The 17,783-nt window shown below is 68.0% G+C and carries 17 protein-coding genes; 7 read left to right on the top strand and 10 right to left on the bottom strand.

What is annotated here, in order from left to right:
* Positions 1–33 precede the first annotated feature (33 nt).
* Together ACFXHA_RS20315 and ACFXHA_RS20310 are read right to left on the bottom strand one after the other, a co-directional pair.
* Positions 34–2,184, bottom strand: coding sequence for a transglycosylase domain-containing protein (locus ACFXHA_RS20315; protein WP_379359603.1), 2,151 nt, complete (start codon positions 2,182–2,184; stop codon positions 34–36).
* Positions 2,185–2,954: 770 nt separating this feature from the next.
* Positions 2,955–3,368: a DUF5318 domain-containing protein gene (locus ACFXHA_RS20310; RefSeq protein WP_379358886.1), complete on the bottom strand. Its 414-nt coding sequence runs from the start codon at positions 3,366–3,368 to the stop codon at positions 2,955–2,957.
* Positions 3,369–3,553: 185 nt separating this feature from the next.
* On the opposite strand from ACFXHA_RS20310, the gene ACFXHA_RS20305 reads away from it, so the two are divergent.
* Both ACFXHA_RS20305 and ACFXHA_RS20300 read left to right on the top strand, forming a co-directional pair.
* Positions 3,554–4,111 (top strand): PadR family transcriptional regulator, encoded by a 558-nt coding sequence (locus ACFXHA_RS20305; protein WP_379359601.1) that lies wholly within the window; start codon positions 3,554–3,556, stop codon positions 4,109–4,111.
* Positions 4,104–5,216: an inositol-3-phosphate synthase gene (locus tag ACFXHA_RS20300; protein WP_379358884.1), complete on the top strand. Its 1,113-nt coding sequence runs from the start codon at positions 4,104–4,106 to the stop codon at positions 5,214–5,216. Before ACFXHA_RS20305 ends, ACFXHA_RS20300 begins: the two co-directional genes overlap by 8 nt.
* Before the next feature lie 61 nt (positions 5,217–5,277).
* Here the strand turns inward: ACFXHA_RS20300 and ACFXHA_RS20295 are convergent, their stop codons facing one another.
* From ACFXHA_RS20295 to ACFXHA_RS20270, 6 genes are all read right to left on the bottom strand, one after another.
* Complete coding sequence (locus ACFXHA_RS20295; RefSeq protein ID WP_379358882.1) at positions 5,278–5,703, bottom strand: GyrI-like domain-containing protein; 426 nt, start codon at positions 5,701–5,703, stop codon at positions 5,278–5,280.
* Positions 5,704–5,714: 11 nt separating this feature from the next.
* A complete protein-coding gene (locus tag ACFXHA_RS20290) occupies positions 5,715–6,170 on the bottom strand; it encodes a GyrI-like domain-containing protein (RefSeq protein ID WP_379358880.1) in 456 nt (151 codons plus the stop codon).
* A 229-nt stretch (positions 6,171–6,399) separates the two neighbouring features.
* Positions 6,400–8,619: a transglycosylase domain-containing protein gene (locus ACFXHA_RS20285; RefSeq protein ID WP_379358878.1), complete on the bottom strand. Its 2,220-nt coding sequence runs from the start codon at positions 8,617–8,619 to the stop codon at positions 6,400–6,402.
* A gap of 113 nt (positions 8,620–8,732) precedes the next feature.
* Complete coding sequence (locus ACFXHA_RS20280; RefSeq protein WP_379358876.1) at positions 8,733–9,623, bottom strand: carbohydrate ABC transporter permease; 891 nt, start codon at positions 9,621–9,623, stop codon at positions 8,733–8,735.
* Positions 9,623–10,615 (bottom strand): carbohydrate ABC transporter permease, encoded by a 993-nt coding sequence (locus ACFXHA_RS20275; protein WP_379358874.1) that lies wholly within the window; start codon positions 10,613–10,615, stop codon positions 9,623–9,625. The genes ACFXHA_RS20280 and ACFXHA_RS20275 overlap by 1 nt, the downstream gene beginning before the upstream one ends.
* 106 nt (positions 10,616–10,721) lie before the next feature.
* Entirely contained in the window at positions 10,722–12,029 is a 1,308-nt protein-coding gene (locus ACFXHA_RS20270) for an ABC transporter substrate-binding protein (protein WP_379358872.1), read from the bottom strand.
* A gap of 149 nt (positions 12,030–12,178) precedes the next feature.
* On the opposite strand from ACFXHA_RS20270, the gene ACFXHA_RS20265 reads away from it, so the two are divergent.
* Together ACFXHA_RS20265 and ACFXHA_RS20260 are read left to right on the top strand one after the other, a co-directional pair.
* Positions 12,179–13,021 carry a DUF2786 domain-containing protein gene (locus tag ACFXHA_RS20265; protein WP_379358870.1) on the top strand — a complete coding sequence of 281 codons (843 nt, stop codon included), beginning with the start codon at positions 12,179–12,181 and terminating at the stop codon, positions 13,019–13,021.
* 11 nt (positions 13,022–13,032) lie between these two features.
* Positions 13,033–13,545 carry a TIGR04338 family metallohydrolase gene (locus ACFXHA_RS20260; RefSeq protein WP_379358868.1) on the top strand — a complete coding sequence of 171 codons (513 nt, stop codon included), beginning with the start codon at positions 13,033–13,035 and terminating at the stop codon, positions 13,543–13,545.
* A 6-nt stretch (positions 13,546–13,551) separates the two neighbouring features.
* Here the strand turns inward: ACFXHA_RS20260 and ACFXHA_RS20255 are convergent, their stop codons facing one another.
* Entirely contained in the window at positions 13,552–14,535 is a 984-nt protein-coding gene (locus tag ACFXHA_RS20255; RefSeq protein ID WP_379358866.1) for an o-succinylbenzoate synthase, read from the bottom strand.
* Between the two features lie 644 nt (positions 14,536–15,179).
* Here ACFXHA_RS20255 and ACFXHA_RS20250 point away from each other — a divergent pair.
* Positions 15,180–15,704 carry a hypothetical protein gene (locus ACFXHA_RS20250; RefSeq protein ID WP_379358864.1) on the top strand — a complete coding sequence of 175 codons (525 nt, stop codon included), beginning with the start codon at positions 15,180–15,182 and terminating at the stop codon, positions 15,702–15,704.
* Between the two features lie 16 nt (positions 15,705–15,720).
* On the top strand, positions 15,721–16,068 hold the full coding sequence (locus ACFXHA_RS20245) for a hypothetical protein (protein ID WP_379358862.1): 348 nt from the start codon (positions 15,721–15,723) through the stop codon (positions 16,066–16,068).
* Here ACFXHA_RS20245 and ACFXHA_RS20240 read toward each other — a convergent pair.
* The gene (locus ACFXHA_RS20240; RefSeq protein ID WP_379358860.1) at positions 15,997–17,088 is read right to left on the bottom strand and encodes an NmrA family NAD(P)-binding protein; all 1,092 of its coding nucleotides are present in this window, start codon (positions 17,086–17,088) and stop codon (positions 15,997–15,999) included. The genes ACFXHA_RS20245 and ACFXHA_RS20240 overlap by 72 nt on opposite strands.
* Before the next feature lie 107 nt (positions 17,089–17,195).
* Here ACFXHA_RS20240 and ACFXHA_RS20235 point away from each other — a divergent pair, with 107 nt between their 5' ends.
* Positions 17,196–17,780: a TetR/AcrR family transcriptional regulator gene (locus tag ACFXHA_RS20235; RefSeq protein WP_379358858.1), complete on the top strand. Its 585-nt coding sequence runs from the start codon at positions 17,196–17,198 to the stop codon at positions 17,778–17,780.
* Positions 17,781–17,783: the final 3 nt, after the last annotated feature.

Genomic DNA, 17,783 nt, shown 5'->3' with positions numbered 1-17,783 from the left:
GTGCACCAGTTCCTGCTCGATCACGGCAGCAGGCTACCGAGTCGGCCTGGACCCGTTGCCGTTGCCGTTCCCATTACCGCCGTTCGGCGCGGTCGTCGGGGTGGACCCGTCGGCGGGCGCCACCGGCTGTCCGGACATCGGGCCGCCGTCCTGCGGGCTCGCCGGTTGGGTCGTCTGCCGCTGATTGTTCGGATTGGGCGCGAGGCCCGGTACCGGGATCGTGATGCCCGGCAGGATCTCGACCTGACTCTGCGTCACCACCGGCGGCAGCACCGGCTGTTCGGTGGTGGACGGCGGCGTATACGGCGCCGACCAGGACGGCACACCACCGTCGGAATTGCCGATCTTGCCGGGCTTCGGGAAGGTCTCGACCGGCGTGCCCTTGAGCGCGCCGTCCATGGTGGATTTCCAGATATCGGCGGGCAGACCCGAACCGTAGATCATGCCGCCATTGACGTTGCGCAGCTTCTCATTTCCGGCGGCGGTACCGACCCACACGGCGGTGGACAGCGACGGTGTGTAGCCGACCATCCACGCGTCCTTGTTCTCGACGGTGTCACCCAGCTGGGCGGTACCGGTCTTCGAGGCCGACTGCCGGTCGTTGGCGAGCTGATGCTTGTTGGAGTACTGCGCGATCGGCTTCATCGCGTCGGTCACGTTGTCGGCCACCGCGGCCGCGACCTTGCGGTCACCGGCGACGTCGCCGCGATCCAGCAGCACGGTGCCGTCGGAGGCGACGACCTTCTGCACGAAATGCGGGGCGTGGTACATGCCCGAGGCGGCCAGCGTCGCATAGCCCGAGGCCATGTCGAGGACGCGAACGTTGTACTGGCCCAGCACGATACCGTTGTTCGGCGACCCACCGCCGGGCTCCACCAGCGTCTGGCCGATGCCCGGGACGTTCTCCGGGATGCCGAGCCGGTGCGCCATGTCGGCGATCTTCTGCGGGCCGTTGCCCGGCATGTCCAGCATCATCCGGTAGAAGCTGGTGTTGTAGGACCGCTTGGTGGCCTCGGCGATGGTGCAGACACCGCAGTTCTCGTCGGCGACATTGTGAATGTCGATGCCGTTGACCTTGAACGGTGACGAGCTGTCGTACATGGTCGAGAGCGGCTTGCCCAGTTCGAGGTTCTCGGCCAGGCCGAACACCTTGAACGAGGAGCCCGGCTGCAGCCCGGCGTTCGCGAAATCGAAGCCCTGGCCGTCGGATCCGCCGTAGTAGGCGCGCACCGCACCGGTCTTGGGATCCACCGACACCACCGCGGTGCGCAGCTGATCCGGCTCACCGTCCATCACCTTGTTGACCGCGTCCACCGCCGCCTGCTGCGCCTTGGCGTCGATCGTGGTGGTGATGGTCAGGCCCTGGGTGTTCAGGTCGTGCTCGGAAATGCCCGCGGCTTCCAGCTCTTTGAGCACCTGGGTCTTGATCAGGCCCTCCGGACCCGAGTCCAGGGTCTTGTCGTGCGCTGCGTCCGCGGCCGAGATGACGGTCGGGTACTGCATGCCCTTGCGGTCGGCCGAGGGCAGGTTGCCGCCGTCGACCATGCCGTCGAGCACGTAGTTCCAACGAGTCTTCGCGCCGTCCGGGTTCTTCTCCGGATCCAGGTTCGACGGCTGCTGAATGGTCGCGGCCAGCACCGCGCCTTCGGCCACCGACAACTCACCCACCGGCTTGTTGAAGTACGCCTTGGACGCCGCGTCGATGCCGTACGCGCCGCGGCCGAAGTAGATGGTGTTCAGGTAGGCGGCCAGGATCTGATCCTTGGACCACTGCTGGGCCATCTTGGCCGAGATCACCAGTTCGCGCAGCTTACGGGTCAGCGAGTGCTCGTTACCGACCATGGCGTTCTTCACGTACTGCTGGGTGATCGTCGAACCACCACCGGCACTGGAGTCTCCGGTCAGCTGACCGAGGGCCGCGCGGCCGAAGCCCTGGATGGAGAAGCCCGGATTGGTGTAGAACGAACGGTCTTCCGCGGCGATCACGGCATTGCGCACGTGCGGCGGAATCTGATCGATCGTCACATCGGTCCGGTTGCCCTCCGGCGGAATGACTTTCGCGAGCACCGAGGTGCCGTCGGCCATGTAGATGGTGGCCACCTGGTTGTTCTTCAGGTCGCCGGGCTGCGGCACGTTCACCGTCGAATAGGCGTACAGGAAGACCGAACTCATGGTGCCGAACATCAGCGCGATGAACAGGTAGATGACCCGGCGGACCACCCGCCAGGCCGACCTCTTCTTTTTCTTCGGCGCGCCCTTGCCGCCGCCACCGCCGGAACCGTTGCCGCCGGGCCGCCGTGGCGGGGGACCGCCGGGAACATCGCCCTGGGGGCGGCGGGTCGCGGGCTGCGCGCCCGAGGGCGGGCGGGCGCGGTCCTCGTCCGGGCGGGGCCGGGTCCCGGTGCCCGCACCGGCTCCCGCTCGCACCGCGCGATCGGAGATCCGCTGGGTGCGGTCGGAGGTGGCCGCGCGGGAGATGTGGTTCGGAACCGCCTGGCGCCCGCCGGTATTCAGCTTGGCGTCCTGATTGGCGGGATGCGGAATTTTGCGAGTCGCGTCCGGATTGTCGGGCCGCTGCGGGGGCGGGCCCTGGCGTCTAGGGGGCTGACCGCCCTGCGGTGCCGGACCGCGCGGCGGTTGCCCGTTCGGTCCGCGCGGCGGCAGACCGCCGGGACCTCCGGGACCGCCGACGGGACCACGCTGTGGACCACCCGGCCCGGGTACGGGCCGATTCGCGCCGGGCGGCGGGCCTGCCGGTCGAGGCGGCGGGTAGCCGCCGGGGCCGGGTTGCGAACCGCCACGGGGGCGGCCGCCGTGCGGTCCGTCGTCATAGGGCGATGTCACAGCCTGGCTCTCCAATAACTACTAGTTAGGTCCTGATGGCTCGATGCGGTCACGCGTTGCACCGCGGCGGGCATGGTGATGCCCGCTGGTTCAGCAGTCGACGTGGCCTCTCACTCGGCGGCCGTGCGACGGGTGCCGGTGCGGCGGCGCCTCGTCGGTGCCGGGGCGGAACCCAGCACGTAGGACTGCACCAGATGATTCCAACTGCAGGTCCGGCACACCTCGACCACATGCACCGAGAACTCCTCGCGGGACTCGGCCAGCCGGACCAATTCCTCGGGCGTGCGGGCGGAACCCGCTACGGGCCCGAGCCCGTCACCGTAGACCCACGATACGAGAGTCAGCTGCTCTTTCCTGCAGATAGGGCATGTGACCTCGCTCCCCCGGCCGTGGAACTTCGCCGCACGCAATAGGTACGGATTCGCATCGCACACTTCCGCGACGTCCACCCGCCCCGCGTAGACGTCGGCCAGCAGCGACTTACGCCGGAGCGCATAGTCCACTACCTGCCGCTGTATTCGCACGCGACCCAGAGTACTTGCGGCCCCCGACCGCCCGCACGCCCCGAGTCGACTCTCACGGAATCTCCACATGAGTCGCGGACGGTCGATGTCCCGCACAGTGCGCGCCAACTATATCGGCGCGATATAGTTTGGAACTGCATCCATCGGTTAGGTTCTGAACACACGACAGTCAGGAGGTGAAGCCCGTGCTGGAACTGGCGATCCTCGGGCTGCTCCTCGAATCACCGATGCACGGTTACGAGTTGCGGAAGCGACTCACCGGTCTGCTCGGGCCTTTTCGGGCCTTCTCCTACGGGTCGCTGTATCCGGCCCTGCGGCGCATGCAGACCGACGGCCTCATCGCGGAGGAGAGTCCGCAGGGATTGGCCACCCGCCGTGCGCGGCGGGTCTACAACCTGACTGAGTCCGGCCGAGAGCGGTTCGCCGAACTGCTCGCCGACACCGGGCCACAGAACTACACCGACGACGGCTTCGGCGTTCATCTCGCCTTCTTCAGCCGCACCCCCGCGGAAGCGCGGATGCGAATCCTGGAGGGGCGGCGGAGGCAGGTCGAGGAGCGCCGAGAAGGACTGCGGGAAGCGATAAAACGCGCCAGCGGGCAACTGGACCGCTATACCCGCCAGCTCCATCAGCTCGGTCTCGAATCAAGCGAGCGCGAAGTGCGCTGGCTCAATGAGTTGATTGCCGCAGAGCAATCGACGAAGGCGGCACCACAGAAAGAGGGAAATATCGGCCATGAGTGACATCAATCAGGCTGGCGGAGCCACCGAAGTGCGCGTGGCCATCGTGGGTGTGGGCAACTGCGCATCCTCCCTGGTGCAGGGCGTGCACTTCTACAAGGACGCGGACGCGGATTCCACCGTGCCGGGTCTCATGCACGTCAAGTTCGGTCAGTACCACGTGCGCGATGTGAAGTTCGTCGCCGCGTTCGACGTGGACGCCAAGAAGGTCGGCTTCGATCTGTCCGACGCGATCTTCGCGAGCGAGAACAACACCATCAAGATCTCGGACGTGCCGCCCAGCGGTATCTCCGTGCAGCGCGGCCCGACCCTGGACGGCATCGGCAAGTACTACGCCCAGACCATCGAGCTCTCGGATGCCGAGCCGGTCGACGTGGTCCAGGCGCTGAAGGACGCACAGGTCGATGTCCTCGTGTCCTACCTCCCGGTCGGTTCTGAAGAGGCCGACAAGTTCTACGCGCAGTGCGCCATCGACGCGGGCGTGGCCTTCGTCAACGCGCTGCCGGTCTTCATCGCCTCCGACCCGGTCTGGGCGCAGAAGTTCATCGACGCGGGCCTGCCGATCATCGGCGACGACATCAAGTCCCAGGTCGGCGCGACCATCACGCACCGCGTGATGGCCAAGCTGTTCGAGGACCGCGGCGTCGTGCTGGACCGCACCTACCAGCTGAACGTCGGCGGCAACATGGACTTCAAGAACATGCTCGAGCGGGAGCGGCTGGAGTCCAAGAAGGTCTCCAAGACCCAGGCCGTCACCTCCAACCTCGAGGGCCCGCTGGCTGGCAAGGTGCACGACCGCAACGTGCACATCGGCCCGTCGGACTACGTCGAGTGGCTCGACGACCGCAAGTGGGCCTACGTCCGGCTCGAGGGTCGCGCCTTCGGCGACGTGCCGCTGAACCTGGAGTACAAGCTCGAGGTGTGGGACTCGCCGAACTCGGCGGGCATCATCATCGACGCGGTGCGCGCGGCCAAGATCGCCAAGGATCGCGGCATCGGCGGACCCGTCCTCCCGGCCTCGGCCTACCTGATGAAGTCCCCGCCGAAGCAGCTGGCCGACGACGTCGCCCGCGCCCAGCTCGAGGCGTTCATCATCGGGGCTGAGTAACAGCTCTCGTAACGGAAAGGGCGGCATCGCGAATCGCGGTGCCGCCCTTTATCGTTCGCTCTCAGTCGAGCGAGACGTACACCTCGACCGAGGTCGGGCCGGTGTAGCGCTCGATCTCCGCGCTGTGCGAGCGCGTGATGGTGCCCGCGTTCTCGGCCTTGGCGACCTTGGCCCACGCGGTGCGCAGCAGGTCGTAAGGCTTGTCCGACACAACGAATTTCGCGTAGCGGCCCGCCGGGATGCGGGTGACCACATCACCGGTGTCCAGGTCGCTCAGGCCCGCGAGTTCGTAGCCCAGCACGGCGACCGCGTGATCGTTCTGGCCGATGTAGGCGGCGGTCCGCTCGGCCTTCTTCTCGCGCGCCAGGTAGCGGTCCCAGGTGAAGTTCACCAGATCCAGATCGCGCGCGGTGACCTCGCGACCCGCCAGAGGGATGGTCAGGCCGCCGACCAGGAACTCCTCCAGGGTGACGATTTCGAAGTCCACTGCTAGCTCCCCTACCCCTCGGCGCTGGGATCCAGCGCGACGAAAACCTCCACCGTCCGGTTGTCCGGATAGTGCTCGAAATCCCCGGTGTACGCGCGCACCAGAGTGCCGGCCGCCTCGAGGTCCCAGACCGTGCGCCAGATCGACACGATGATGTCGCCGAGATTGTCGCCGCTGCGAATGATGCGCGCGAATTTACCGGCCGGGATACGGGCGAGTACATCGCCTGGCAATAAATCATCCAGGTTTTTGCACTCGTACCCGACGACATGCGTCAGATACGAACCGATCTCGGGTGCGTGATCCACATACGCGGTCGCGGGTGGACCGGGCAGATCGCGTGCCAGATTCTGCTTCCAGGCCTCCTCGACCTTCGCGCGGCGCGGTCCTTCGACCGCTAGTGCCGGGCTGCGTAGCACCGTTCCGGCTACCAGCGTTTCGTGGCGTTCAACGACATTGAAATCCACCGGCGTCGCCCCTAAGTCTCGTGCTGTCTCCGACCCCACCCTGCTCCCAACCCGCATCCTGCCATCGACTCCAGGAGTCATTGAAGCCGGTGGCGGTCTCCACCATATCCGTGGCACCGCATAGATGGGCACAGTAGGCGTCAAACATGATCAACAGTGCATCACTGTTGGAGGATTTTGTGGGGGCTTCGCCCCCATACCCCCGAAAAGAAAGGCATGCGGTCACCTCTCAGCCCGGCACAGGGATGCTGAGGCCCGGGAAGATTTCTACTTCCTTGGGGGTCGGGGCCGGCGGGATCACCAGGACCGGTTCTTGTTGGGGGCCGGGCGCGGGCGGGTTGAGGATGTCGTAATTGCCGTTGCTCGGGGGCATTCCGGCAATTTGTTCGGGCGCGGGGAATTGGTCGACCGGACTGCCGTCGAGGGCGCCGTCCATGGTCTGCTTCCAGAGGTCGGCGGGCAGGCCCGAACCGTAGATGGCGGCCCCGCGCGAGGTGCGGATGGGTTGGGACTGTTCGGTTCCCACCCAGACCGCGGTGGACAGGCCGGGCGTGAAGCCGACCATCCAGGCGTCCTTGTTCTGGCCGCTGTCGCCGAGTTGGGTGGTGCCGGTCTTGGCGGCCGAGGGGCGGCCGCCGGACAGATTGTGATTGTTGGAGTACGCGGCGATGGGCAGCATCGCCTGGGCGACGGTGTCGGCCACCGAGGTCTGGATGCGCTGCTCGGTCTTGCGCGGCTCCTTGGCGCGGTCGAGCAGCACGCGGCCGTCGCCGGTGGTCACCTTCTGCACGAAGTAGGGGGCCCGGTAGGCGCCGGAGGCGGCCAGGGTGGCGTACGCCGAGGCCATGTCGATGGGACGCACGGAGTACGCGCCCAGCACGATGGCGGGCAGCGGCGGGCCGCCGTCCTCGGTGAGGGTCTTGCCGGGCACACCCGGGATCTGATCGGGGATCCCGGCCTGATGTGCCGCATTGGCAATGGCTTTCGGACCCTCGAACAGGGTTTGGGTGAGCCGGTAGAAGCTGGTGTTGAGCGACCGCTTGAACGCTTCGGCCAGCGAGCAGGTGCCGCACGACTCGCCGCCCACGTTCTGGATCTTCTCGCCGTTCACCGTGACCGGGTCGCTGTCGAGCTTGTAGGACAGCGAGATGCCCTGCTGCAGCGCGGCCAGCACCGCGAAAGTCTTGAAGGCGGAACCGGTTTGCAGTGGGGCCTGCGCGAAGTCGAAGCCGATGCCGTCGGGTCCGCCGTAGTAGGCGCGCACCGCGCCCGAGCGCGGGTCGATCGAGACGACGGCGGTGCGCAATTCGCCGGGCTGCCCGCCCAGCACATTGCCGACCGCGTTCAGCGCGGCCTGCTGCGCCTTGGCGTCGATGGTCGTGATGATCTGCAGCGCACCGGTATTCAGGTCGTGTTCGCTGATGCCGGAGGAGCGCAGCTCGCGCAGCACCTGCGCTCGGATCAGTCCCTCCGGGCCGCGCGGGGTGCTGTCGTCCACTTCGGTGGCCGGGACGATGTTCGGGAACACGGTGGCGGCCCGCTCATTGCGGTTGAGCACGCCCATGGTCACCATGCCGTCGAGCACGTAGGTCCAGCGGGCCTTCAGCTGTTCGAGGTGGCTCTCCGGGTCCAGCAGCGACGGGGTGCGGATCACCGAGGCGAGCACCGCGCCCTCGGCGAGGGTCAATTCCGGTGCGGGCTTGTCGAAGTACGCCTTGGCCGCGGCCGAGATGCCGTAGGCGCCGCGCCCGTAGTAGATGGTGTTGAGGTAGGCGGCGAGGATGTCGTCCTTGCTCCATTCGCGGGCCATCTTGGCGGAGATGATGAGCTCGCGCATCTTGCGGCTCAGTGTCCGTTCGGAACTCAGGAAGGCGTTCTTCACGTACTGCTGGGTAATGGTGGAGCCGCCGCCCGCGTCGTCGCGGCCCAGCAGGTTGTCGCGGGCCGCGCGCAGGAACGCCGAGGTGGAGTAGCCCGGGTTGGTGTAGAAGTTGCGGTCCTCGGCCGAGAGCACCGCCAGCCGCACCGGTTCGGGCACGTCACTGAGCGGGACCGGGACCCGGTTGCCTTCCGGCGGAACGACCTTCGCGATGACGGAGTTGCCGTCGGAGGCGAGGATGGTGGCGATCTGGTTGGTCTGCACCGCATTCGGGTCCGGGATCTCGGCGCTCCAGTACGCGATGCCCATCAGCGTGGTCGGCATGACCACCAATACCAGGAACAGGGCGAGTATCAGGCGGCGTAATCGCTGGCCGCGGGTACGGCGCGGACGCGGTGACGAGTCGGGCTGTTTCGCTGCCCGTGGTGGTTTGGCGCGGCGGCGCGGCCTGCTGTGCGAGGGTTGCTGCCCCCTGCGGGCCGCCGCCGATGCCAGCTCGTTCCAGCCTGTCGTGGTGCCGTTCGGTGCCGGTTCCCCACGACGCCGCTTGCGGGACGAGCTCACGAGCATCTCCTTCCGGAGCGTCGAAAAAGCTTGTGACAGGTGACGCCGTGGACCCATCCACGGCGCGACCCATGCTAATCGACGTTGCTTGGCGTCCCTAGCTCTTCAGGCCCCCGGCGCTAGCTCTTCACACCACCGGCGGTGAGGCCGGAGATGATGCGGCGCTGGAACAGCAGCACCATGATCACCAGTGGAATGGTGACGATGGTGCCCGCGGCCATGATCGCGCCGTAGGGCGGCACCTTCGAGCCGTTGTTGCCGCCGAAGTGCGCGACCGCGACCGTCACCGGCGCGGTGGCGTCCGAGGACAGCAGGTTGGCCAGCAGGAATTCGTTCACCGCCGCGATGAAAGCCAGGATGGCCGTGGTGAACACGGCAGGCGCGGCCAGCGGCAGCATGATCAACCGGAACGCCTGGAAGCGCGACGCGCCGTCGATGCGGGCGGCTTCCTCCAGCTCCCAGGGCAGTTCGCTGAAGAACGAGGACAGGATGTACACCGTCATCGGCAGCACGAACGAGATGTTCGGGATGATCATCGCCTGGTAGTGGCCGTACCAGCCGAGGTCGGTGAACAGCTGGAACAGCGGCGTCGCCAGCACCACGACCGGGAACATGGAGGCCGACAGGATCAGGCCCGCGACCAGGTACTTGCCGCGGAAGGTCAAGCGTGCCAACGCATACGCGGCCATCACGCCCAGCGCCAAGGCGATGGCGGTGGTGGCGGAGCCGATGAGCACGCTGTTGCCCAGGGCGCGACCGAAATTGGTGCCGCGGCTGGTGTCGAAGGCGGTCCGGAAGTTCTCCAGCGTCAGGTGCGTCGGCCACGGGGTGGTGTCGAAGACGTAGGCCGGATCGCGCAGCGCGGTGACGACCATCCAGTAGAACGGCGCCAAACCCCAGATCAGCACGATCAGCGCGCCCAGGTAGACGCGGCCCGAGGTGAGCCGCTGCTGCCACGAAAGCTGTTGCCGCACCGGCTGCTCGATCTTCTCTTCGATGACGGTGCTCATCAGTGCGCCTCCCGCTGCTCTTCCTGGGTGCGAACGGCGTTGGCGCCCAAACCCTTCACCAGTACGAACGCGACCGCGAAGATGAGCAGGAAGGTGATCACCGACAGGGCCGACGCGCTGTTGGCGCCCGACCGCGACTGGTCCACCACCAGCATCGAAATGGTGCGGGTGGCACCGAGATTCTGGGTCATGATGGCAGGCAGGTCGTAGAGACGCAGCGCGTCCATCGTGCGGAACAGCACCGCCACCAGCAGCGCCGGCTTCAGCAGCGGCATGGTGATGTAGCGGAACCGCTGCCAGGCCGAAGCCCCGTCCACGCGGGCGGCCTCGTACACGTCGCCCGGAATCACCTGCAGGCCCGCCAGAATCAGCAGCGCCATGAACGGGGTGGTCTTCCAGACGTCGGCGATGACGACCGCGAAGCGGGCGGGCCAGGTGTCGACGGTCCACACGATGTGCGTGCCGAAGACCCGGTTGACCACGCCGTCGACGTGGAACATGAACTCCCACAACCGCGCCGTGACCGCGGTGGGAATGGCCCACGGGATGAGCACGGCCGCGCGCAGCAGGGCGCGACCCTTGAAGGTCTTGCCCATGATCATGGCCATGCCCAGACCGATGGTGGCCTCCAGCGTGACCGTGACGACCGCGAAGAACACGGTGACGCCGACGGCGGCCCAGAATTCGGAGCCGCTGTTGCCGGTCGGGCAGGAGATCGTCTGGCCGAGCGAGTCGGTGCACTGCTGCAGCAGCCAGTGCGTGTAGTTGCTGAATCCGGCATTGCCGCCGTCCACGAACATGCCCGTGGACTTGTCGATGCCCGCGTCCTTCTGGAAGGACATGATCACGGCCCGGACCACCGGGTAACCGACGACCACGATCAGCGCGAGCAGCACGGGCGCGACGAACAGCCAGGCCCGGGCGGTGAGGCCGAGGATCGGCCCCCGGCGCTTGGGCTTCGGGCTGTCCGGCTGTGCCGCTTCGGTTTTCACGAATTGCTCCGTCGGTTCGGGTTCCGCGACGTCGGTCGCTCCCGGAGGACGTGACACTTTTACTCTTCTCCTGCGGGCGATCTACCGACTCGGTTCCGGGTACACCTTACGATCCGGCGGTCTCGATGCCCTTCTGCATTCCGGCAATCGCGGCGTCGACGGTCATGCTGCCCTGCAGCGCCGCGAACGCGTTGGTCTGGATGGCCTTCGAAACGGCCGGGTAGAACGGGGTCACCGGACGCGGCACGGCCGAGGCGATGGAGTCCTTGAGCGCGGGCAGGTACGGCATCTTGGCGATCAGGGCCGGGTCGTCGTACACCGAGGCGCGCACCGACGGCAGGCCGCCCTGGGCGACGATGTGCTGGGCGTCCTCGCTGATCAGGTAGCGCAGGAAGTCCAGCGCGGTGGCCTTGTTCTTGGAGAAGGCGCTGATCGCGGCGTTGTAGCCACCGAGGGTGGAGGCGCCGATGCCGTCCTTGCCGGGCAGCGGGGCGACCCCGAACTTGTCCTTCACCGCGGAGGCGTCGGAACCGGCGTCACCGAAGGATGACGGCCAGCCGCGCATGAACATGAGTTTGCCGCTGACGAAGGCGTTCTGGGACTCCGGCTCCTTGAAGGAGAGGGCTTCCTTGGGCATGTCGTCGTTCTTGTACGCGTCGACCAGGGTCTGCAGGCCCTGCTTGGCCTGCGGGGTGTTCACGGTCGGGGTCTTGCCGTCGGGGCCGACGAAGCTGCCGCCGAAGGCGTTGATGACCTCCGCGGCGTTCACGGTCAGGCCCTCGTAGGGGGCCAACTGGCCTGCGTAGCAGCCGATTCCGGCTTCCTTGGCCTTCGGGCAGGAGGCGATCATCTCGGCCCAGGTCTTGGGCGGCTCCGGCGAGAGGTCCTTGCGGTAGAACAGCAGGCCGCCGTTGGTGTTGCGCGGCGCGGCGTAGAGGGTGCCGTTGTAGGTGGCCGAGGCGACCGGCGGCGACAGCAGCGTCGAGGTGTCCAGCGCGAAGGAGTCCTTCAGCGGCTGGATCCAGCCCTTGGCGGCGAACTCCGCGGTCCACGGCACGTCGAGGGCGACGACGTCGTAGTCCGACGCCTTGGCCTGCATGTGCTGGGTGAGGTCGTCGTACTGCTGGTTGGCGTCGCTGGACTGCTCCTTGAACGTCACCTTCTCGTCCGGGTGCGAGGTGTTCCAGCGGTCGATGAGCTGCTTGACCGCACCGGTCTCGGTGGTGTCCTTGCCCTCGACGTAGGTGATCGGGCCCCGGCCGGTGAGGTTCTCACCGATGGCGTTGGAGCCGCCACTACTGCTGCTGGAGCAGCCGCTGACGAGCGCCGCCGTCAGCAGGGCCGCCGACGTCACGGCCATAGTGGCCCGCGGCACCAGCGTCGATCGTAGGGACGACACCTTCTTCAAAGCCATCGTGAATACTCCAGGGTCGAGACGTGAGCGGCAGCACACCCAGCCGGTTGCACAAGGGAAGATACAGGGTGGAGGTTCCCGGTGCCGGTACTACCTCGTCCTTCGGACGCTCACCAGGATGATCTTCGTTGCGGCTAAGCTGGTCGCTGATGTCTTCTCAGGACAAGATGCTCACCCGGATCGGGGGACTGCTCCGGCAGGCCGAATCGACCGACAACGAGCATGAAGCCGAGGCTTTTCTGGCTGCCGCGCAGCGCCTGGCGACCGGTTCGTCGGTGGATCTGGCGGTGGCGCGGGCACATATCGCCAATCGGGAACGGCGGCCGGTGCCGACTCAGCGGGTCATCCCGATCGGGGAGGCCGGCAAGCGTGGGCTGCGCACCTATGTACAGCTGTTCGTGGCCATCGCCGCCGCCAATGATGTGCGCTGCGATGTGGCCCGGTCCTCGACGACGGTGTACGCCTACGGTTTCGACACCGATATCGACACCTGCGAGGCGCTCTACACGAGCCTGCTGATCCAGATGGTGCGGGCGTCGGACCAGTACATCAAGTCGGGCAGCTACCGCTCGGCCACCACCGAGAAGATCGTGGTCGAACGCCGCTACGGGCGGCAGGTCCAGCGGCCCGTGCAGGTCCCGGTCGCCGGGGTGACGGCGCGGCTGAACTTCCAGATGGCCTTCGCCGCGCGGATCGGCCGCCGCCTGGCCGAGGTGAAGGCGGATGTGGAGACCGCGGCCGTGCGCGCCGACGCGGCCGAATCCGCGCCCACCGGAACGGCGCTCGCGCTGCGGAACAAGGAACTCGAGCTCACGAATTTCTACTCCCGCACCTCCGAGGCGCGCGGCACCTGGCGGGGACCGCAGGCCTCGGCCGGATACTCGGCGGCCGCGCGGCGGGCCGGGGACCGGGCGGGCAAGGCCGCCCGGCTGGGCAATGCGACGGAACTCGGCGGGGCGCGCGGACAGCTGCCGCGCGGCGCGGGCGAATAGCGGTCGCGCACATGGCGGTGCGGGACGCGCAGCGCTCCCAGGTGTACGACGCCGAGGGTCTGGTGCGCGGAATGTTCGACCGCGCCGACGAATTCGGGCTGCGGACCGTCGAACTGCACGGGTCCAACATCACGCTGCCGATCGAGCGGCGCTTTGCGTCGGTGGAATCGGTGCAGGCGTACGCGGATCGGGTGCTCGCGCTGAACTGGGTTCGCGCCCAATGGGATCGGGCGTCCGCGCCGGTCACCGTGCGGGCCCGGGCGGGGGCTCGAGCGGCGCACTACGAATCCGCGGGGGCGGTGTTGGCGGTACCGCTGCACGGCAGTGGAACCGCTTGGGCGCTGCGAGAATTGGTGATCTTGCATGAACTGGCGCATCACCTGGACCCGGAGCTCGCCGAGACGGCCGCGCACGGTCCCGAGTTCTGTGCCCGCTACCTCGAACTGGTGGACGGGATCATCGGGCCGGAGGCGGCGCTGCTGATGCGCACCACCATGTACTCGTGCGGGGTGCGGATCGCCTGAGTGCGGTCAGGACAGCAATTTCGCGACCCGGGCGAGGCGTTGCCGCCACCAGTCGGTGCGTTCCGGATCCGGGTGCCGATAGCGGTCGAGCAGCTCGGGGTCGGGCACCGGTGCGCTGCGCGGGACCCGCAGCCAGCCGTCGACCGGGCGCAGCGGTTCGGTCACCACATCCCCGGTGAGCAGGGACAAGGTGTCCAAGCCGCAGGCGAAATCGAGGTGGGGGAGTGAGGCGGCCAAGGCGACCTGGGCGGCCAGGCCGACACTGGTCTCCAGTGCCGAGGACACCAGGCACGGCAGCCCGGCCGCCGCCGCCACCTCGAGCGCGCGCCGAACCCCGCCCAGCGGAGTGCATTTCAGCACCGCCACATCGGCCGCCCCGGCCACCGCCACCCGCAACGGATCCTCGGCGCGACGGATCGACTCGTCCGCGGCGATGCGCACGTCCACTTGTTTGCGGACCGCGGCGAGTTCCTCGACGGTCCGGCAAGGCTGCTCGACGTATTCCAGACCGCCTGCGGCCCGGTCGATTCGCCGAATTTTCTCGACGGCGGTGTCCACATCCCACACCGCATTGGCGTCGACGCGCACCGCACCGTCCGGTCCGAGCGCCTCCCGCACCGCCGCCACCCGGTCCAGATCCTCCGCCAGCGAATCGGGATGATCGGCCACCTTCACCTTGGCCGTGCGACATCCGGAGGCGACGACGATCTCGCGGGCCCGCTCCGGTCCGACGGCGGGCACGATGCAGTTGACCGGCACCCGATCCCGCACCGGCGCAGGCCATCCCACGCTCGCCTGCTCGACCGCCGTGGCCAGCCACGCGGCCGCCTCCCGGTCGTCGTATTCGGGAAAGGCGCAGAACTCGCCCCAGCCGTACGGCCCGGGAATCAGCATTCCCTCGCGCACGGTGATGCCCCGGAACCGGGTTCGCATGGGAATCGCGTAGACCACCGCCGACTCGAAGTCCACCGCCCCGCCGCTGTCGCTCACCTTCCGCACCCTACCCAGCGCCCCCGAAGGTATCGGGTGGCGGTGCAGGCGTGTGCGGGTCACAATCCGAAGGAAGCCGATTCCGGCTCCAGACCTGCGCCTTGGGGGAGAACGCACATATGAACCGGCCCAACGAGCCCCGCCGTCCCGGACCGGACGGTCCGCCGCCCCCATTGCGCACTCCGAATCCGGCCGGTCCGCGGCAACCCGTGGGTCCGCGTCCGGGGGGTCCGGCGGGTGCGCCTCGGCCCGAAGACCTGGCGGGGCCGGCGGGCCCGACATTGCCCGGGCCGGGGCGCCAGGGTCCGCCACCGCCACCGGCCCCGCCCGCACCGCCCGGTTCGCGCCCATCGGGCGAGGCACTCGATCCGGCCGGGCCGACACTTCCCAAGGGCGGCAATCGAACTCCTCCTGCGCCGGTGCCGCCGCAGCCGCCGGGCGGCCGTGGCCCCGCCGCGGGTCCGGACTCGGCCAGAGGTGGCAGGCAGGCACGGCCGCCGCGACCACTGGGCAACGCCGGTGGAGTCCCCGGCCCCGGCGGACCGGCCGCTCGTGGGGGATGGCAGCCCGGCGACGGCGCCGCCGGGAATCCGCCCTACGGCAGGCCGGGCCATCCGGATACGGGCTCGAATTTTCCACCGGCCGTGGAGGTCTCGCCGGATGTGTGGGCTCCGGCCGGGCCGGCGTACGCGCAGGATGCGGGCGGGCCCGGGCAGTCGTTCGGGGAGAACGATCTGACCATGCCGTCGAAGCTGCCGCCCGCGGAGGCGGCCGCGGCGGCGCTGCCCAAGGCGGGCTCCGAGCGTAAACCGGTGCGCGGCAAGGACGTGCTGGTGGCGTCGCTGCTGTGTTTGGTCGGCGTGGCGGTGGCGTTCGGGTGGGCCTACGACCTCTTCTCCAAGCTCTCCGATCTGGTCCACAATCGCTGCACGGTGCAGTTGGGGCCGCCCGCCGCGAAGTGTGTGCTGATCCGCCCGCCCGCCTCGGCGCTCTGGGGCCTGCTGATCGGTGGCGGCGCGACGTTCCTGGTGCTGATCGTGGCGATAATCCTGACCTCGGTGGCGGCCATGACCGGCCGCCGGGCCTGGCTGTGGCCCGCCATCGCCCTGCCGATCATCGCCCTCGCGGGCGGAGCCGGGCACGTCCTGGTAGCCACCGCCATCAACTGACCGGCATCCTGGAGGGGTGGCCGGATGGCGGCGGCCCCCTATCACGGTCGCGGATTTCCTTGCCACCGTGGTGATCTATGCCGTGGCGGGTGCGGCAGCGTGGACGGTGGCGGGCTTCGTGCCGGACTATCGCGGGCTGTTTCCGGCCACGGTGGACACCCGCTACCTGCCGCTCGCGGATGCCGTGGCGTGGCTGGGCATCGCGGTGGCCATGCTGCTGGTGCTGCTGTGGACCATTCGCGCGGTATCGCAGCGCCAGCGGGCGTGGACCACTGCGCTGCTGGCCTTCCCGTTACTGGTGGAGGCTTGGGTCCTCGGTCTGCTGACCGCGATCGTCGCCGTGAGCGTGCTGCCAGCGCGGTGACTCCACGGCTCGGGCCGCATTGGTGAGCGGCGGTTGAATACCCTGTTCCGCCAGTGCATCCAGATCCGGGGCCCGGGTCAGCAGGGCGTGCAGCAGATGGGTGGCCGCGCGCAGCTTCGCGGGGACGGAACGGGTCGCGACCGGGTTCGATCGCGCATGGCGGCGCACGATCTGCTCGAACGGTTCGGGTGGCGTGCCGCCGACCTCGAGGACCGCGTCGGTGGGTGCGCCGACGCCGAACGCATTGTCGCGGTAGTCCTGCAGAAACCAGTAGAGCTGCCCGATGACGAAGTCCGAGAAGCCCAGTGACTTGGCGACTTTGAGGAACAGCGGCAGGGGAGTGTCGCGGTATTCGACCTTGCGGTCGAGGGCGCGGCCGAAGGCGTCGGCGATCTCGCCGGGGTCGAGCAGGCGGGGGCCGGTGGGGCGGTAGGTCTTGCCGAGATGCGGTGCCGGATCGGTGAGTGCGCCGGTGATCACCGCTGCGATGTCCTCGGTGGACGGTGGGGCATTGCGGCCTTCGCCCAGGGGCATGGCCAGGATCCCGAACTGGGCTGCCGCCTCCAGTCCGGCCAGGTAGTTGTCGGCGAACCAGCCGGGATTCACGGTCACCAGGCCGACGTTCGACATCGATTGCAGGACTTGGCCGCTGAGCCATTTCTCGCGCGCGTGCACCGCCGGATGCAGGGGGTCGGCCACCCACTGGCTCAATGCCACCACGACCTCCAGCCGGGCCTGCTGGGCGGCGGTGGCGAAAAGCGTTGCCCGGCGCAGGGTTCCGGGTTCCAGCGGTGGGCAGAAGTAGGCGCGCCGTACTCCGGTCAGCGCGGCGGTCAGATCGTCGAGATCCTCGAGCGATCCGACGCGGAGCTCGGCCCCGGCCGCCGCCAGCCGGGCGCTGCGGGCGTCCAGCCGGTGCACCATGGCTCGGACGGGATACCCGCGTGCCAGCAGGAGCAGTGCCGTCGCGGTTCCGGTCTTCCCGGAGGCCGCGGTGACCAGGATCGTGGGCTCGGACATGGCCGCCTCGATTTTTTGTAGTGGTCGATACAGAAAATCGTAGGTGCCCGGTGCGGCCCGAACAAGGAAACTGTAGTGACTACTCCAATTTGTGACAGGCTGGTGCCATGGGCCGTAAACGGGCATTCGACTACGACGAGGTGATCGAGCGGGCCACCCGGCTGTTCTGGGCGAAGGGCTACACCAATACCTCGCTGAGCGAATTGCTCGAGGTCATGGGGATTCGGGAGAGCTCCTTCTACCACTCGATGAAGAGCAAGAAGCAGCTCTACCTGGAGTGCCTGCGGCACTACAACGACACTGTCACCCGGCGACGCTGGGAGGCATTGGCCGCCGAACCCGCCATCGGCGACGGCGTGCGGGCCTACTTCCGCGCGGTGCTCGATGATCTCGACGATCCGGCCGTCCCCAATGTCTGCCTGATGGCAGGCAGTCTGTCGGTGGAGGTGCTGGCCGTGGACGAATTACGCGACTACATCCTCGACGAGATGCGCACCCTGGAGGCGGCGCTGTCCGCACGACTGCGCGACGCGACCGTGAGCGGCGAACTGCCGCACGGGTTTCCGTCCGACGTCGCCGCCCAGGTGATCGTCACCTTCCTGCAGGGCCTGTTCCGCGTCATCCGCGTGCTCGACGAGCGCCCGCAGATGGAACGTCAGATCGAGGCCCTGCTCACCGGTTTGGGACTGTGAGCG

Origin of the sequence: Nocardia sp. NPDC059240 (genome assembly GCF_042753865.1) — a bacterium.
Classification (GTDB): Bacteria; Actinomycetota; Actinomycetes; order Mycobacteriales; family Mycobacteriaceae; genus Nocardia.
The sequence above is the reverse complement of the archived record's forward strand: the minus strand, read 5'-3'. Positions and strand labels throughout refer to the sequence as shown.

Excerpts from the sequence above, each read along its gene's own strand:
- ACFXHA_RS20315 (WP_379359603.1), bottom strand. The coding sequence starts at position 2,184 with ATGTTCGGCACCATGAGTTCGGTCTTCCTGTACGCCTATTCGACGGTG.
- ACFXHA_RS20300 (WP_379358884.1), top strand. The coding sequence starts at position 4,104 with ATGAGTGACATCAATCAGGCTGGCGGAGCCACCGAAGTGCGCGTGGCC.
- ACFXHA_RS20285 (WP_379358878.1), bottom strand. The coding sequence starts at position 8,619 with ATGCTCGTGAGCTCGTCCCGCAAGCGGCGTCGTGGGGAACCGGCACCG.
- ACFXHA_RS20280 (WP_379358876.1), bottom strand. The coding sequence starts at position 9,623 with ATGAGCACCGTCATCGAAGAGAAGATCGAGCAGCCGGTGCGGCAACAG.
- ACFXHA_RS20270 (WP_379358872.1), bottom strand. The coding sequence starts at position 12,029 with ATGGCTTTGAAGAAGGTGTCGTCCCTACGATCGACGCTGGTGCCGCGG.
- ACFXHA_RS20265 (WP_379358870.1), top strand. The coding sequence starts at position 12,179 with ATGTCTTCTCAGGACAAGATGCTCACCCGGATCGGGGGACTGCTCCGG.
- ACFXHA_RS20260 (WP_379358868.1), top strand. The coding sequence starts at position 13,033 with ATGGCGGTGCGGGACGCGCAGCGCTCCCAGGTGTACGACGCCGAGGGT.
- ACFXHA_RS20240 (WP_379358860.1), bottom strand. The coding sequence starts at position 17,088 with ATGTCCGAGCCCACGATCCTGGTCACCGCGGCCTCCGGGAAGACCGGA.
- ACFXHA_RS20235 (WP_379358858.1), top strand. The coding sequence starts at position 17,196 with ATGGGCCGTAAACGGGCATTCGACTACGACGAGGTGATCGAGCGGGCC.